This window comes from Psychrobacter sp. AOP7-A1-24, from assembly GCF_052376235.1.
Classification (GTDB): Bacteria; Pseudomonadota; Gammaproteobacteria; order Pseudomonadales; family Moraxellaceae; genus Psychrobacter.
The window spans coordinates 24806-42813 of the sequence record NZ_JBQSVM010000011.1; the positions used below are offsets into that span (position 1 = coordinate 24806).

The following is an 18008-nucleotide window of genomic DNA, read 5'->3' on the forward strand; positions in this document are numbered from 1 at the left end:
GATTTCTATTTTTCAGTCATATCATTTTGAACATCGTCAACTTGGCTCTCATCGACAGAATCTGCGCCATTATTATCGTTGCTATACTCATCACTACTATATCCATCACTGCCATAAGCGTCCTCGACACCGCTATCTTGATAGTCGTAGCGTGCATAACGAGCCGTTTGTAATCTGTCTTTTTGTGCGCGCTGCGTTGCTATCCATGCATTGCCATCAATAGGAGGCGTAGCGTCTGGACCAAAGGATTCTGTAAGCAATGGTGTCAAGGTATTATGATTGAAGCTGGCCTTGTCGTAACGTACTTGGTTTAGCACGGTTGTGGTCGACCCCATCAAATCACCACCGATATTGGCACGTTGCTGCTTGGCAAGCAGTCGATCTGAACTGTCTAAGTAATAGTAGTTGATTTGATTAAATGAGATAGGACCGATAGCTTCGATAAGCTGCAATAGCGAACCAACATCCGCGCTTTGATAGCCTTTATTGTATAACTGTACTTTAGCAAGCGCCTTCTTCAATGCAACACTATCAGGATATTTTTCTGGATTGGCATCTACATATTCTTGCAGTGATTTCGTGACATACTTGAGCGTCTTGCCGATCATTTCACCGCTTTGTTGACTACCAAAATAAACTTTCACTACTCGGGTCGCACCGACTTCTTTAGCAAATGCATCACCACTGATATCGACTGCGCTAAAATGCTCAGGCGCGAGCTCAGCCATGCTGCTCTGTATCGCGTTAATCACCGCATCGTAGAGTACAGCTGGTGGCAACTGTGCCGTGATGCTGTCAGGCAAACCAAAGCTCACCGTATGTGAAGCCATCTGTGATGGTAATGGCGTATTCTCAGGATAAACGAACGCAACGATCGGCATGATGGCCGATGGATCAACGACGACATTGCTGTTATTGAAATCAAATGCTAACGGTATCTGTATCGACGAGCTAATCGTTGGTGTGGCATAGTCGTAGCTATAGACACTTTGTATTTGGCGCTGCTTCGGACGGTATTGACTGACACTATTGAATGTTAAATGCTCATACTGATAAGCGTTTTTTGCGGCTATCTGCTCAGGCGTACGGTGGAACATATCCAGTATATTGCTAACCATACCTTTAGGTGACATTGGTAGGCTGCCACGATTTACTGGCTCTGTCTTAGCTTGCTGTTTTGCCATTTGCATGGCTTCATATTTTTCGACCATTGTCTTTGGACTTAAATCCGACATCCCTGAGAGCATACCTTCAGTATTTCTGCTGTACTCATCATAGTCATCACTACTGTAATCATCACTACTATAGTCATCACTATCATAGTCTGCTATATCGTAAGCGTACTCGTTATCACTGGTGGCATCACTGCTCGTAGGCTGATTCTCTCCTGCTTCAGCCAATATAGCAGCAATAGCTCTTCTTTCTGCTTCAGATTCTGCTCTAGACTTATCATAGTCACTAGGATAGTCAGACTCTATCGAGTCCTCGTCATAATCGTTATAGTCATCATTGTATGGCTCATCATCACTTCTACTATATGCACTTTCAGGCTGATATGCATAGGTCTCTATAATCGTTCTAAGCAAACTACTCGAGCCTGCATCGATACTATCGGTATCGATAAATGGTGCTGATCGATAATTAGCTGTGGCGACTGCAACATGCTCGGTGGCTAAGTGCTGACGAACGGCGGCAAGCAGGTGTGATTTTGCTTGGTTTTCGGTATTTGGGTATTTTTCTTGATCAAACAATTTCTCATAACGCGCGGCCTGTGCGTTTTGACTGGCGGTAAAGGCTTGACCCTGTGCGTCATCTGCAACACTAAAGTCTATCATGGTACTAGAGTTTGAGGACGAGCTGGCTGGAGTCGATTGGCAACCTGCAAGTACAAGCGACGCACTACCAACCAGCAAAGCAATAGACGTCAATTTACCAGTTTGACATAGGTAACCATTGTTGTTTTTAATATTGTTGTTTTTATGGTTATGATCAGAAAAATCAGCAAGCGTAGTCTCAGAGTGGCGCTGTCGATTGCAGTTATTAATATGGTGTGATGACATAGGAATCTCTTTGTATAAATAGACTGTCGGCAATGAGTGTACATTAGTACCGTTATTTATATCACAAGACGTTACTATTTAGTAATATTAGCGAATATTTTTAAAGACTCTCTTTATTCATAGATAATGCTATCTATACAAAAGCTATCTTATGATTCGCTTTGTGTATTTGAAATATAGCTGATACAGCTAAACTGTATCAAAGCGCACGCTATGAAATTTGATAAACAACTTTCTACTATTTCATATTTTCGTTACTATTTAGGCTTATCTACTTCTTAGCTCTATTCTTTCCACTCGCGTAAAAAGGACTTTGCGATGTCACAATTATTATCCCGCCATCATCGAACCGCTCAGCAACGTAAACCAAAAATTAATACTCTATTCAAATCTAGTGTCTTACTCATTACCAGTACGCTGTTACTATCTATATCCGCACACGCTGTAGAGCCATCAGGCTCAACAAGTAACGCGATGGTCAATAACACAGGCATCAATACCAGTGCGATAAATTTGGCCATCATGGCTGATAGTCCAACGGTACTGTCTGAAACCAAACGCATCACGCGAGCGAAGACCAACACACTCAATATCACCTCGAACAATGCTAATACCGCCAATACTGCTAATAGCGACCAAGCTATTTACTCTGAAGATGCTATTCATCATCCAGTGTGGGCAAAGAACGGCATGGTCGCTACCCAAGAAGCGCTTGCCTCTGATATCGGTCTACAGGTTTTAAAGGATGGCGGTAATGCAGTGGATGCTGGCGTTGCAGTGGGTTTTGCCTTAGCTGTAACTTTGCCGCGTGCAGGTAATATCGGTGGTGGCGGTTTTATGATGATTTATGATGCCAAGCAAGGAAAAACGGTGGCGCTTGATTACCGTGAAAAAGCACCGAGTAGCGCCTCACGCGATATGTATCTTGATGAAGCAGGCAATGCTGTTAGCGATTTATCTCGTTATCATGGCTTAGCCGTTGGCGTGCCAGGTACAGTAGCAGGACTGTTAAAAGCACTAGAAGAGCATGGCACGATGAGCCGCGAGCAAGTCATGGCACCAGCGATAGCACTGGCTGAAGACGGTATAGAAGTCACCGCTGGCCTGTCCGAGTCGCTCACTGCGTTGAGCGATCGCTTGCAGAAATGGCCAAGTACCAAAAAAGTGTTTTTTAAGCCTGATGGTAGCGCTTATCAGCCAGGCGAACGTTTAAAACAACCTGAGCTTGCGCGGTCGCTAAAGCGGATTGCGGTACAGGGTGCTGATGGATTTTATAAAGGTGAAACGGCTCAAAAGCTGGTCAAAGCAGTCAATGAAGCAGGCGGTAGCATGAGCCTGCAAGACTTAGCCGATTACGAAGCCATCGCTCGCAAACCTGTCAAAGGTGACTATCGTGGCTATGAGATTGTCTCTATGCCGCCGCCCTCCTCCGGTGGTATTCACATTATTGAAATATTGAATATCTTAGAAGGCTATCCACTGGGTGACTATGGACAAAACAGCGCACAGACTATTCACTTAATGGCGGAAGCAATGCAGTTAGCGTATGCAGATCGAGCTGAGTATCTGGGAGATGCCGACTTTATCGATGTGCCTGCCAGCGGCTTAACCTCACAAGCCTATGCGGATAAACTGCGTACGTTGATTGATCCCAATAAAGCTACGCCAGCAGCCACTATCAAAGCAAACAATCCTCTGCCGTACGAGAGTGATCAGACCACGCATTTCTCTATCGTCGATAAAGATGGTAATGCGATAGCCAACACCTATACGTTGAACTTCTCTTATGGTACTGGTCTTGTTGCGGACGGTACGGGCATTCTGCTCAACAATGAAATGGATGATTTCTCTGCCAAACCGGGCGTACCAAATGGCTACGGTCTACTTGGTGGCGACGCCAATGCAGTGGAAGCCAATAAGCGTCCACTATCCTCTATGAGTCCGACACTGGTATTCAAAGACAGTAAACCTTACATCGTCACAGGCAGCCCAGGTGGTAGTCGAATCATCACAACCGTTACCCAGATTATCTCTAACGTCATCGACCATGATATGAATATCGCTGAGGCAACACATGCGCCGCGTATCCACGATCAATGGCTACCTGATGAAATTCGAGTGGAAAAAGCACTGAACATTGATACTGTTAAAAAGCTCGAATCGATGGGTCATACTGTCAGTCCAAAATCCGCGATGGGATCCACACAGTCGATCATGCTTACACCAAACGGTGTTTACGGATCGTCTGATCCACGTATTGTCGATGCAGCGGTGGTTGGTTACTAAATAAACTGACTTTAATTATCAATAACATAGCCCTCTATACTTTGTTGTATTGAGGGCTTTTTGATGTTATTTATCACCTAACTCGTATGACGTAATGACTCAACTCACTTAGATTAAACCCTTTGAACCAGTGGCTGTCTGCAGCAAATAATGCTATTATTGACGACCCCATTTAAAACGTATCAATATGGCTATCGAGGTCTTATCCGCCGCTAGATATCAGTATAATTGATTGATAATAATCAATTATTTTATCGGTAGCTTGTTCTTTTGATCGTACCAGTAAGAGTCTTCTATGGCATTTGTACACCTTGGCATTCACAGCGAATATTCCATCACCGATTCTATCGTACGTATCAAGCCGCTGATAAAAGCGGCTGCAGCTGATAATCAGCGCGCGTTGGCATTGACCGATTTGTCCAACTTATATGCCACGGTGAAGTTTTATCGTGCCTGCTTAGGTGCTGGCATCAAACCTATTATTGGTAGTGACGTCATCATGGATGGTGAGGACACACGCCTCACCCTACTTGCAATGAATAACGAAGGGTATCAAAACATTACCCGTATCGTATCGCTTGGTTTTACCGAAGGTCGCGCTGATCCTGCCAATCATGGTACGCCAGTTATCAAGCGTCATCATATCTTAGAGCATGCGGCAGGTGTGATTGTGCTACTCATGGAGAAGTCAGACGTGGGTCAAGCATTGGTCGGCTCGATGCCAGAAAAAGCCGATGAACTACTCACAGAATGGCAAGCAAAGTTTGACGACCGCTTGTACTTTGCGATTAAGCGTACCAATCGTTCAGGCGAAGATGCTTTTATTAGAGCAGCTATTCATTCAGGTGCCAAACATAACATTCCTATCATTGCGCATAACGATGTGCGTTTCTTAGAGCAAGATGACTTTGATGCCCATGAAGCCCGTGTTTGTATTGCAGGCTCTTATGTCCTTGCTGACCCGAGCCGTCCGCAGACTTACTCAGATGAGCAATATCTAAAAACTCAAGAACAAATGGCACAGCTATTTTCTGATATCCCGCAAGTCATTGACAATACCTTGCGCTTGGCAACCCGCTGCAATGTGACTTTGACGCTCGGTATTAATGTTCTACCTGATTTTCCTGTGCCTGAAGGCGAAACGATTGAGACGTTCTTTCGCGCAGAGTCGCAGCGCGGTCTTGAACATCGCTTAGATAAGCTCTTTCCAGTGGAATCACGTACTGATAACTGGAGCGATTTTCGCCAAAGATACGATGAGCGCCTAGAGTATGAGTTGGATATTATTTTATCAATGGGCTTTCCGGGTTACTTCCTGATCGTCATGGACTTCATCCGCTGGGCAAAAGCCAACGGCGTGCCTGTTGGACCTGGACGTGGTTCTGGTGCGGGTTCATTGGTTGCATACGCGCTAAACATTACCGATCTTGATCCGATTCATTACGACCTGTTATTCGAGCGATTCTTGAACCCAGAGCGGGTATCCATGCCCGATTTCGATATCGACTTTTGTATTGAAGGTCGTGATCGTGTCATTGATTATGTCGCGCAAACCTATGGTCGTGATGCTGTATCACAGATTATCACCTTTGGTACCATGGCAGCGAAAGCGGTCGTGCGAGATGTAGCGCGCGTACAAAGCAAATCATATTTTTTGGCCAATAAAATATCCAAGTTAATTCCAAAAACCCCTGGTATTACCTTGAGCCAAGCGCTTGAGCAGGAACCTCAGCTCAAAGACTTGATCTCTAATCCTGATAATATGGATTATGAAGATGCCATTGAGATTTGGGAGATGGCAATTAAACTTGAAGGCGTTTGCCGAAATGTCGGCAAACATGCGGGCGGCGTATTGATTGCGCCGCACAAAATCACGGACTTTAGCGCCATTTATTGTGATGATGAAGGTCACCGTGTCAGCCAGTTTGACAAAGATGATGTCGAAGCTGTCGGTTTGGTAAAGTTTGACTTTTTGGGTCTACGTAACTTAACCGTCATTGATGCTGCTGTTGAAAACATCAATTTACGCCGTGCAAAAGAAAACGTACCTGCCTTAGTTTTAGAAGACTTGCCATTAGATGACAGCAAAGCCTATAAGCTACTACAAGACGCCAAAACCACTGCCGTTTTTCAGCTAGAAAGTATGGGGATGAAAAAGTATCTTGCCAAACTGCAACCGACCAATATCGAGGACGTCATCGCCATGTGTGCGCTATATCGTCCTGGCCCGCTCGATGCAGGCATGGTAGAGATGTATATTGACCGTAAGCATGGTCGCGAGGAAGTCATCTATGACCATCCCAACCTTGAGCCGATTTTAGAAAACACCAACGGCGTTATTGTCTATCAAGAACAGGTGATGCAGATATCACAGGTGATGGCAGGTTATAGTTTGGGCGGTGCTGACATGCTACGCCGCGCTATGGGTAAAAAGAAACCTGAAGAGATGGCAAAGCAGCGCGATATTTTTGTCACTGGCGCGACCTCACAAGGCATCGATGAAGTCACGTCAGGCGGCGTGTTTGACTTGATGGAAAAATTTGCAGGTTATGGTTTTAACCGATCGCATTCTGCAGCTTATGGCGTATTAGCTTATCAAACGGCTTATCTAAAACAGTACTACCCTGCTGAATTTATGGCAGCGGTCTTAACCTCAGATATGAACAACACCGACAACGTTGTATTTTTTATCAATGACTGCCGTGAAAACTTTGGGCTAACCGTAGTCAATCCTTCGGTCAATCGCAGTGAATGGCATTTCGTTGCCGATACTCCGACCAATATCATCTATGGTCTTGGCGCTATCAAGGGCGTGGGTGAAGGCGCGGTAGAGTCTATCGTCGATGCACGCCGACGCGAAGGGCCGTTTAAAGACTTATATGACTTCTGCCGCCGCGTCGATATCAAAAAAGTCAATAAGCGCACGCTTGAAGCGTTGGTTAGCGCGGGCTGTTTTGACGACTTTGCCGCCACCCTACGCCCTGACTTGCCAGCCGATGAGGCTTACGAGATTCGCGGCGCGTTAATGAGTCAGCTGCCAAGCGCGGTACAGGCCGCTGAACAAGACCGTCAAAATCGCGAAATCGGTATGATGGATTTGTTTGGTGAAATGGATGGTGTGGTCGCAGCACCGCCGTTGGTTATGACACCAGAGCTCATTTGGGGTGATAAACACCGCCTAAAAGCTGAAAAAAACACATTAGGGCTGTACTTAACGGGACATCCAATCAATGAGTATTTGGATGAATTGAAACGTTATACCTCTGGCGCGCGTCTCGACAAGTTAACTGATACTGGCTATAACGGCAGCTGCTATTTCTCAGGGCTTATCATAGATATTGCCAACTTTGGTAATCGCAACGTGATTACCTTGGATGATGGCACATCGAGGCTTGAGGTTAGCTGCTATGCTGAGCGTTTTAATCGTGTCAAAGAGCAGTTAAAAATCGATGAAGTCGTCATCATCAAAGGCAGTATACGAGAGCGTGATGGCCGTTTGTTCGCACGTCTTGATAGTGCTATGAGTATGGTAGATGCCAGATTACGTTGGCTCAAAAAAATCAGTATCAAAGTTCACGGTAGTGATATTAATTTGCTCACACGTCTACAGCCCCTACTCAAATCGGCCCAAGCTGACATCATTCCCGAGCCGCGTCTGGCCTATAACCAAGAGCAAGACGAGCAAGGTAGCAACGGTAACAATACCTACGATCCTGCAATGGGTGGTAGCTTATATGATGAAAACGGCAATGATTTACTAGCATTAGAGAGCGACATGGGCCATGACGCAGCCAATCAAAATGGCATGTCAGCCAGTTATGCTAATAATGCTCTAAGTAATACTGACGCTTCTATCAATGATAATTGTTTGCCACTTGGCATAAGCATTTATGAGGTCTACGGCATCGCAAATGTCGGACTATCTGAGCACTGGCGCGTTTACCCAAATGACGATAACTTGCAGGCATTAAAAACTTTGGTCAGTGAAGATAACTTACATTTCCATTACAGCTAAGACGTACATTACGTTTTAAAAATTCATTATAGTAATCTTATTGCTTTAACTTTTATAAATTGGACAACCACCATGGATAACACGACAAATAATAATACGCTCGGACAAACTGATGAAGAAATTATCAATCATGAACAGTTCGAGGACATGCGTGACCTTCTTGAAGAAGACTTTGTTGATTTGATACAAGTGTATTTTACTGATAGTAAGCAAAGAGTTGCAGCGCTACGAGTTGCCCATCAAAAAGACGATAATGCCAATGGCTTTGAAACTGCTCATGCTTTAAAAGGTGCTAGCGCCAACTTGGGTGCGACTCAATTAGTCCGCCTTAGCAGCCAGTTACAAGAGTATTGCCGTGAGCGCCGTATCGATGAGCAAGCCGTTCTTATCGAAGAGATTGCCATTGCATTACACCGTGCTGAACAAGAAATCAATCAAAGACTGGGACAATAATGAGTAACGACGCTTCATTAGCAGTATCATCACATGCCCACACCGTAAGCGACTACCTTGATTGCCTGCAAGTGGTCATGGTCAATACGACTTTGCCCGCCAATATTGGTTCATCTGCCCGTGCGATGCATACGATGGGTTTATCTCGTTTGACAGTTGTCGACCCCAAACTACCGATTGATGAAACCAGCGTGTCTCATGCAGCAGGTGGCAATGATCTTTTGTCGTCCGCTTCAATTACACCTACTTTAGAGGCTGCTATCTCAGACTGTCAATTGGTATTTGCCGCTAGCAGTCGAAGCCGTCACTTACCTCGTCCTGTTGTGACACCTACGCAAGCCGCTAAGATTATGTTTGACTTTATCGATGCACAGACGGCTTTAAGTACAGGCGATGGTGATGTTGATAGCTCATCTGCCGTTACTTCTAGCAAACCAAATATCGCTATCTTATTTGGACGTGAAGATCGTGGATTGACCAATGAAGAATTGGCTTATGCCGATTATCATATTCAAATCGATGCCAATCCTGCTTACCCTGTATTAAATGTTGCATCAGCCGTGCAAGTCATCGCTAGCTTTATCTTCGCTTACGTTCAAACGCATACTCAGACAGTGGATAGTTTAGACTCGGATACAAGCACAGACGCCCAATCGACAATCAATGTGAATTTACGTCAGCAATGGGATGAACCTGCTATTAATCAACAGCAGCTACAACAGCTGACTCAGCGTACTACTGACCTTATGGTACAGCGAGGTTTAGCAAATAGTGAACATCTAAAGTCACTGCCATCACGCTTGTCTAGACTTGGGTCACGCCTACAGCTTGATCAAAAAGAATATCAGCTATTAAGCGCTTTGATTGCAAAACTATCAAAAGACTAAAATAAGTAATAGTTTGTTTGACAGCTTTTTACTATATTTTGCCGTATAAAGCTGTTATAACTTGCAGAAGCTTAGCGAAAATATATACTCCTGATTCTCTGAACTTTACGACCACAGATTATAGGTATCGCTGTTTTCACAAACGACACTCTACCGACGAATAAATAGGACGCTTTATGTCATTGCCATCCAAATTTTTCAAATCACTTATTACTATTAAGAACGATTTGAAAGAAGATATTGATGCAGTATTTACCCGAGATCCTGCGGCACGTAATAGTCTAGAAGTTGTCCTAACTTATCCAGGCATTCATGCGCTTGTTTTGCATCGCGGTGCGCACTGTCTTTGGAACAATGAACAAAAACTAGCCGCTCGCGTGGTCTCTTACGGCTCACGTATTATGACAGGTATCGAGATTCATCCTGCGGCTAAGATTGGTAAGCGCTTTTTTATCGATCATGGTGTCGGTGTCGTCATCGGTGAGACCGCTGAAATTGGTAACGATGTGACCTTATATCACGGTGTCACTTTAGGCGGTGTGTCTTGGAATAATGGCAAACGTCATCCAACGCTAGAAGACGGTGTGACAGTTGGTGCTGGTGCAAAAGTATTAGGGCCATTCACCGTCGGTAAAAATGCTAAAATCGGCTCAAATGCTGTAGTGGTCAAACCTGTACCAGCCGGTGCTACGATGGTCGGTAATGCGGCACGCATGATCTCAGATTATCACGATGAAAAAGGCAATCCAATCGCGACAAAAGTACAAGATACTAAGCAACAAGAGAAAGTTGACCACGCTGGCGAGAGTAAAGATCAGACCAAGGACACTAGCGCTACTACAAAACGCACCAATACTTTCCGTGCTTATGGGATCGACCCTCATTCACAAGATCCTGTCGCAGAAGCCTTTTCTAAGATGCTTGAGCATATTCAGCAATCAGAGAATCGCCTCGATCAATTGCAGTCAGCGATGTGCGATATTGATCCTAATTTTTGCAAAAAGGAATACGATAAACTTTGTCTAGAAGATTTGGATGTGATTGGTCGTGCTGATATGAATGAAGCAGATAGCGAGCAAAAGTGAGTACTAGAATTTTAGTAAAAAAAACAAAACTAAGGGAAGTACAATATATTGTACTTCCCTTAGTTTTATCTACCACAAAAACATCGGTTAAAATAAACAACTTTATTAACTATCTATCTATTACTTAACTTTCGCTTAAATATTATTCAAATGGTTAATAATTAGTTTCAGTCAGTTCTTCGATTCCTGCTTTCTCATGTTCTTTAAATGGATAACGATCTGCCATTACTACCCAATCAGACATTGGTTTAGATATAATATTATCGCTTAGGCTATTTTCTGTGTTGGCCAATCTAATCATCAAGATATCAATATCCATCGTCACTCGTCTCACCTGATTCGGCTCAGTCTGTCGACATCTATTACAGTCCCCTTCAAGGGTTTTAAAGGTTTGCTGTAGCTGCTGCAGGCTCATTGGAGTGTTCAATGTTAAATGGACACACTGATTGCTATAGTCGGGCTTTGGCTGTACCAAGGTTGCCGTAAAGTCAGGATTTTGAAACGCTGTAGACAATCGCATCTTACCTAACGCTGTCAAGCTCTTGCGAGCAAGCGGTAAATATTTTTCAGCTTGATAGTTGCTACCTAGCGCTAATACAACTTCTACCACAGGCTGCGTTTGCACAGTCTCAGGTACGCATTGTGTCAGTGTTCCCAAATCTGACTCAACTGATATTTTATGCATCATTAGCTTGGCTATCATCAACTTCTTTGGCAGCTAGCTCTTTGGTTGATGCTGGCGCATAGCGCGTTATTTGCACTCCTACTGCATCGGCCTGAGCAATGGCAGTGGGCTTAGCAACGCTCAGTGTTATTTTTTGACAGGCATATTTTGCAAATATCTTATCAGATATCTGACCAGCTAAATGCTCAAGCAGCTTTGCTTGTATTTCTTTGCACCACTTGCTCACATCATCGCAGACTTCTTTATAGCTCAGTGCATCGCTGACATCATCTGATATAGCAGCAGCGCTGATGTCCGTCTCCAGCGCGATGTCTATGAGTAACGGCTGAGTAATGGCTCGCTCCCAATCAAACACCCCTATCACGGCCTCAACTTTTAGACCTTTTATAAAAACCACGTCAGACTGAGTATGGAGCATGCCTTCTTCCTTGTTTGCTAATTTTTTATTCACATTTCTAATGTTTATTTAACCGACTGTAGAGCTTCTTCACGTTGGCGCGCTGCCTTCAACACTTTACTCGGACGATGTCGCCATAAGTCAATACTGAATAATAGCAGACCTAGCCAAATCAGACCAAAGACTGCCAAACGACTTAAATCAAATGGTTCTTTATAATAAAATACTGCCAAGAAGAAAATAAATGTCGGCGTCAGATAGTTCATAAAGCTAAGGATACTATAAGCAACGAGCTTAGTAGACTTATTAAATAACAAAAGCGGTATTAGCGTAATTGGGCCTGCAATCATAAGTAGCCAAATATTTGAGCTAAACCAAAAGCTCAACTGGCTACTGACCACATCCGATTGCCAAAACCACCAAAGGAAGATAGGAACGAGCATGGTAGTTTCGACAAACATCGCATCAACAGGCGTGAGCGGCGTTTGACGCTGAATCGTACCATAGGTACTGAAACTAAAGGCTAGCACAAGCGATAACCATGGTAGACTACCTATCATCACCACTTGAATGACCACAGATAACAGTGCAAACCCGATTGCGACCCACTGCAAGCGTCGCAAGCGCTCTTTGAACAAAATCATCGATAGTGCAACACCAACGAGCGGGCCAATAAAGTAGCCCAAACTGGCTTCAAGGATACGGTCATGATTGACCGCCCATACGTAAGTAAGCCAGTTAGTTGCAATGATAATACCTGATATAAAAGTTAATGCGATCCATCTTGGATTCTGCTTCAGCGTATTTATCCATTGCCAGCGTTTGGTCGCGACTACTACAATTAGCAAACACGCAAACGTCCAAATAATACGATGACCAATAACTTCTGTCGCGTTATAAGCAGCCAATTGCTTGAAATAAAGAGGAAAAGCGCCCCAAATACAGAAAGCGATGAGTGCAGTAATAATACCACTTCTCGTCGTTTTGATGGGAACTACGGGTTTTTTGACAACATTTTGGGTGGTCATAATACAATACAACGTGTTAGAGCAAAGCGCACTCTCACCTAATTCTGATTATTATTGTCGATTGAATAGTGAGAGCGCAGGGTTACTACAGTGAGATTATAAGGTAAAAAGCAATGTACTTATGCCAATAATGACACGAGTACATTGCTAACAATGTTAGATTAAATCTTTAATTAAGCGTTAATGGTGGTTTAGTGACTTACTCAGCACCAGTATCCACTTGGATAGACATACCGATTTGATTGGCAAGTTCAGCGAATCCTGGGAAGCTAGTATTAACCGTTTCAACCCCTTCAATAGTGATTTGCTTAGATGCACGCAGACTGGCTACAGAGAAGCTCATCGCAATACGATGATCATGATGCGAGATAATATGACCGCCACCAAACACAGGCTGACTATTATTTATGTCGCCATTTTCAGTAGCAGTGCCTTTGCCTTCAATAATCAAACCATCATCAGTAACAGTACAATCAATACCAAGCGTATGCAACCCTTCCGCCATCACAGCAATACGGTCTGATTCTTTAACACGCAACTCCTTGGCGCCAGTCAGCACTGTACGGCCTTGCGCACAACTAGCCGCGATGAATAGCACAGGAAACTCATCAATGGCCAGTGGTACGAGATGCTCTGGTATCTCAATACCGACTAGGTTTGAGCTGCGAATCGTAATATCAGCAACTGGTTCGCCGCCCACATGCGTCTCATTGCTTAGGCTAATATCCGCCTGCATAAGCTTTAAAATGTCAATAACACCAGTACGCGTAGGATTGATACCTACTTGCGTCAAGGTCAGCTCACTATTTTGACTGATGGCTGCTGCCACCATAAAAAACGCTGCAGATGAAATATCAGCAGGAACAGCGATATCGCCGCCTGTCAATGTACCACCACCAGTGACACTGATACGGTTGCCTTCTACGGTTACTGGATAACCAAAGGCCGATAACATACGCTCGGTGTGGTCACGGCTGACCTCAGGCTGTGTGACTGTTGTTGTACCCTCGCTCCACAGTCCTGCTAGTAACAAGCAAGATTTTACCTGAGCTGAAGAAACTGGCATATCATATTCATTACCTTGTAATGGCTTGCCAGCTGTATCACGACCAGTGATGCTAAGCGGTGCGGTACCACTATGACCAGTACTCTGTATAACCGCACCCATCGATCGTAGCGGTGCAGCCACACGCTCCATCGGGCGCTTATTTAAGCTCGTATCACCTGTCAATACGCTATCAAATGATTGTGCCGCCAAGATGCCAGATAGCAGACGCATACTGGTGCCAGAATTGCCCATATATAAAGGTGTTTTGCTAGGTTTAAGACCGTTCATTCCGACACCATGAATGGTTAACTTACCATTATCAGGACCTTCGATAGTCACACCCATATCACGGAATGCCTGCAGCGTCGCTAACGCATCTTCTCCTTCCAAAAACCCAGTAACGTTTGTCACGCCTGTGGCAAGACTACCGAGCATAATGCTGCGATGCGAGATAGATTTGTCACCAGGAATCGCGATGGTGCCAGAAACGGTATTGCTAGGGGTAATATTATAAGAAGCTGACATGGCAGAAGTATCCGTATAAGGGGTGCTGGCTAACATATGGCCAAAATGTCGCCGTGCGGCTTGCGCGCGGCCCAAAAGTCCCATCAGGGCAGTTGAATCTTTATCGATGATAAGCTGGCGCATTGTTTGTAAATAGACACCATACTCATCAAGGGCGCTGACAATCGCGCTTTGGTTGGCAAAAAATATATCATGCCACATTTTAGGGTCACTGGCGGCGATACGGGTAAAATCGCGAAACCCACCAGCGGCATAACGAAACATATCTAAATTATCATCATGGCTTGCCAATTGCTCAACCAAATTAAAGGCCAGCAGATGTGGCAAGTGACTGGTATGCGCTAATATACGATCATGGTGCTCAGCATCCATTGACATGACATTTGCACCTACTGATTCCCATAACAATCGCAACTTCGCAATAGAGGTTGGACTGGTTGTCGGTAATTCACAGATAATAACGCTATGATTGACAAATAAACTGGCGCGGCGAGCATGATACCCTGAATTTTCAGCCCCAGCAATTGGATGCGCTGGCACTAATCCTGTCGGCAGCGAGCCGAACACCGATTTAGCAGCATCAATGATATTGACCTTAGTACTACAGACATCCGTCATGATGCAATCACTGGTAAGCTGTCCATTATCCATCGCTTGTTTGATATCCACAAATACCGTTTGGACCGCTTGGACTGGCACTGCAATAATAATTAAATCACTACCATCAATAACGTCCTTTAGATTTGCACTACCTGCATCTAGTAGACCATGCTCAATAGCTTCTGTAATACTTGGCGCATGTCTATCGACTGCTACCAGTCGCTCACTTAAGCCATTATCTTTAATGGCTTGAGCAAAACTGGCACCAATCAGTCCAAGTCCAATCACACAGACTTGTTTAAATATAGGCGGCGTAGTATTTAGAAACGATTGAAGTTTATTATTTTTCTGACTACTCACGGCTTTTCTCGTTGGAAACACTAAAACATGGATAGGTCCAGTCTTAGTGTTATAAATTTTAATGGCTAATTCAGAACAGTTTTTAAATTAAAAAGCACTTATGGTTGCGTTTAGTCTTCAGTCAAAATAGAGCGCAAGGTATCAATCAAACGCAGATTGTCTTCAGCCACACCTACTGTAATACGCAGCCAGTTAGGTAGCCCATAAGCATCCAGTGGACGGACGATCACACCTTGTTCAAGTAGCGCCTGATGAATGGAAGTAGCAGTTATGTCTTCCATCTCAACCTGCACCTCGACCATAATAAAATTGGCATGCGACTTCACAAAGCCCAGCCCTAGCGCGTCGAACTGCTTTTCTAGCCAGCGCATTTGCTCGTCATTTATTAGGCGAGTTTTTTCGATAAAGTCTTGATCAGCCAGTGCAGCGGCAGCGGCGGCTAAACCAACACGGCTAACGTTAAATGGCTGACGAATGCGGTTTAGTAAATCCGCCACTGCCACCGAGCTTAGGGCATAACCTACGCGCAAACCTGCCAGCCCATAGGCTTTGGAAAAAGTGCGCACAATAATGACATTGTCAAACTCGTCTAATAGCGCACGATTATTACTTTCAGGACTATACTCGATATAGGCTTCATCTAATACTACCAAGACTGAGCTTGGTACACTGGCAACGAACTGGCGTAGCTCTTTTTGCTCTAGCTGCGTACCCGTTGGATTGTTTGGATTGGCGATAAAGACAATTTTGGTGTTCGGATTGTCTTGCACCGCTTGACTCATGGCTTTTAGGTTGTGACCAAAGCGCTGAGCAGGCACTTCGATATCTATCGCACCTTGCATCTTCGCTAGCATCGAATATACCACAAAGGCATACTGACTATAGACGATAGCATCACCCTTACCCACAAAACTACGCGCTAGAATGTCAAGCAAATCATCAGAGCCATTACCCAAGGTAATTTGATTAGCACTGACATCGTTAAAGTCAGCCAGCGCTTGCTTTAGATAGTAACCATTGCCATCAGGATAACGCGACAACTGCCCTAGCTGCTCAGTCACTGCTAATGTCACTCGTGGTGAGCATCCCATTGGATTTTCATTACTAGCCAGCTTTACCACATCTGAGACACCATACTCACGTGTCAGCTCCTCAATTGGCTTACCTGTTTGATAAGGTGCCAATGCCAAAATACTGTCGTACGCTGGTGTTAACGGCAATAGATCTGACGCGGTCAATTGAGTAGTCTGCATAGTTTATCCTTAGATGCTATCTGTAAATGCTTTTCGTGGATAATATTTCTAAAAGCTAAGACCCATCTATTATGTATGAATACCTGTGAGTAAGCCTATAATCGTCTATAGGACAGCTTTTGGATATGAGCCCAATATGCGTAAATCTTTGACTAATGGACGAATATCATTGATGGCGGCACTAACGTTTGGATCATTAACATGACCATTCATGTCAATAAAGAATACGTAGGCCCATTTATTAGGACGCTCAGGACGCGTCTCAATACTGGTCATTGAGACGCCGTGATATGACAAAGGTTTCAATATTTCGATCAGTGCGCCTGCTTTATCATGAGCTGAAACGACGATCGAGGTTTTGTCTTGACCAGATGGCGCAATCGCCTCATGACCGATAATAAGGAAACGCGTGGTATTACTTGGGTTGTCTTCGATATTTGAGTAAAGCTTATGTAGATCGTATTCTGCAGCAGCAACGTCACCTGCAATCGCAGCTGAGTGCCATTCGTTTTTGAGACGGCGAGCAGCTTCACCATTGCTCGATACGGCAACACGTTCAACATTAGGGAAGTTTACATCTAGCCAATGACGGCACTGAGCAAGCGACTGCTGATGCGAATAAATACGGCTTAAGCCGTCAATTTTGGTATGTTCAGCAACCAAGAAGTTTTGATGGATTGGCAGCTCAACTTCACCAATGATCTTTAAGGTAGAAGATAAGAAGCCATCTAGAGTATGGTTGACGACACCTTCTGAAGAGTTTTCAACAGGGACCACGCCATACATCGCTGTACCGGCTTCAACTTCGCGGAACACATCTGTAATGGTAGTCATTGGTACGGTATCAGCTGCTTTACCAAAGTGCTTTAGCGCAGCGGCATGCGTAAAGGTACCAATAGGACCCAAAAAGGCAATACGCTGCGGTGCTTCTAAATCCAAGCATACTGACATGATTTCACGGAATAGGCGCGCCATTTTTTCATCAGCGATTGGACCTGCATTGCGTTCCATGACTGCTTTTAGTACCTGCGCCTCACGCTCAGGACGATAAAAGATAGGATTGCTACTGTCATCAGCGGCAGTATGATTTTTCTTGACCATCGCTACTTGCTGAGCCAGCTTTGCACGGTTATTGATTAACGTTTGGATTTCACAGTCTACTGCGTCAATATTTTGGCGAATATTGTCTAAAAACTCTTTTTCAGTTGCGATATCGCTAGCGCCTGTAGTGGTTTGATTTAGATTATCCATTGTTTGCTCTGGTGACTGCTCGCTCATTACCGCCCATCCTTTTTAGATTTTATCGCTGATCGCTGTTAGATATTA

At 44.3% G+C, this 18008-nt stretch carries 12 protein-coding genes; 5 read left to right on the forward strand and 7 right to left on the reverse strand.

What is annotated here, in order from left to right; all coding sequences use genetic code 11:
* Positions 1-5: 5 nt before the first annotated feature.
* Positions 6-2060 carry a hypothetical protein gene (locus ACT3QQ_RS05645; RefSeq protein ID WP_444527235.1) on the reverse strand — a complete coding sequence of 685 codons (2055 nt, stop codon included), beginning with the start codon at positions 2058-2060 and terminating at the stop codon, positions 6-8.
* Between the two features lie 318 nt (positions 2061-2378).
* On the opposite strand from ACT3QQ_RS05645, the gene ggt reads away from it, so the two are divergent.
* The 5 genes from ggt to cysE all read left to right on the forward strand — a co-directional run bounded on the left by ggt (position 2379) and on the right by cysE (position 10786).
* Complete coding sequence (ggt, locus tag ACT3QQ_RS05650) at positions 2379-4346, forward strand: gamma-glutamyltransferase (protein WP_444527236.1); 1968 nt, start codon at positions 2379-2381, stop codon at positions 4344-4346.
* A gap of 295 nt (positions 4347-4641) precedes the next feature.
* Entirely contained in the window at positions 4642-8361 is a 3720-nt protein-coding gene (gene dnaE / locus ACT3QQ_RS05655; RefSeq protein WP_444527237.1) for a DNA polymerase III subunit alpha, read from the forward strand.
* A gap of 72 nt (positions 8362-8433) precedes the next feature.
* The gene (locus tag ACT3QQ_RS05660; RefSeq protein WP_444519774.1) at positions 8434-8814 is read left to right on the forward strand and encodes an Hpt domain-containing protein; all 381 of its coding nucleotides are present in this window, start codon (positions 8434-8436) and stop codon (positions 8812-8814) included.
* Positions 8814-9701 carry an RNA methyltransferase gene (locus ACT3QQ_RS05665; protein WP_444527238.1) on the forward strand — a complete coding sequence of 296 codons (888 nt, stop codon included), beginning with the start codon at positions 8814-8816 and terminating at the stop codon, positions 9699-9701. Before ACT3QQ_RS05660 ends, ACT3QQ_RS05665 begins: the two co-directional genes overlap by 1 nt.
* Before the next feature lie 215 nt (positions 9702-9916).
* Complete coding sequence (cysE, locus tag ACT3QQ_RS05670) at positions 9917-10786, forward strand: serine O-acetyltransferase (protein ID WP_444527268.1); 870 nt, start codon at positions 9917-9919, stop codon at positions 10784-10786.
* A gap of 154 nt (positions 10787-10940) precedes the next feature.
* Here the strand turns inward: cysE and ACT3QQ_RS05675 are convergent, their stop codons facing one another.
* The 6 genes from ACT3QQ_RS05675 to pheA all read right to left on the reverse strand — a co-directional run bounded on the left by ACT3QQ_RS05675 (position 10941) and on the right by pheA (position 17960).
* Positions 10941-11489 carry a 2-amino-4-hydroxy-6-hydroxymethyldihydropteridine diphosphokinase gene (locus tag ACT3QQ_RS05675; RefSeq protein ID WP_444527239.1) on the reverse strand — a complete coding sequence of 183 codons (549 nt, stop codon included), beginning with the start codon at positions 11487-11489 and terminating at the stop codon, positions 10941-10943.
* A complete protein-coding gene (folB, locus tag ACT3QQ_RS05680) occupies positions 11464-11889 on the reverse strand; it encodes a dihydroneopterin aldolase (RefSeq protein WP_444527240.1) in 426 nt (141 codons plus the stop codon). Before folB ends, ACT3QQ_RS05675 begins: the two co-directional genes overlap by 26 nt.
* 44 nt (positions 11890-11933) lie before the next feature.
* Positions 11934-12896 (reverse strand): EamA family transporter RarD, encoded by a 963-nt coding sequence (rarD, locus tag ACT3QQ_RS05685; RefSeq protein WP_444527241.1) that lies wholly within the window; start codon positions 12894-12896, stop codon positions 11934-11936.
* A gap of 199 nt (positions 12897-13095) precedes the next feature.
* Positions 13096-15429: a bifunctional prephenate dehydrogenase/3-phosphoshikimate 1-carboxyvinyltransferase gene (locus ACT3QQ_RS05690; protein ID WP_444527242.1), complete on the reverse strand. Its 2334-nt coding sequence runs from the start codon at positions 15427-15429 to the stop codon at positions 13096-13098.
* 110 nt (positions 15430-15539) lie between these two features.
* Positions 15540-16682 (reverse strand): histidinol-phosphate transaminase, encoded by a 1143-nt coding sequence (gene hisC / locus ACT3QQ_RS05695; RefSeq protein ID WP_444527243.1) that lies wholly within the window; start codon positions 16680-16682, stop codon positions 15540-15542.
* Positions 16683-16787: 105 nt separating this feature from the next.
* Positions 16788-17960, reverse strand: a complete 1173-nt coding sequence (gene pheA / locus ACT3QQ_RS05700) for a prephenate dehydratase (protein ID WP_444522091.1) — start codon at positions 17958-17960, stop codon at positions 16788-16790.
* Between the last annotated feature and the right edge of the window lie 48 nt (positions 17961-18008).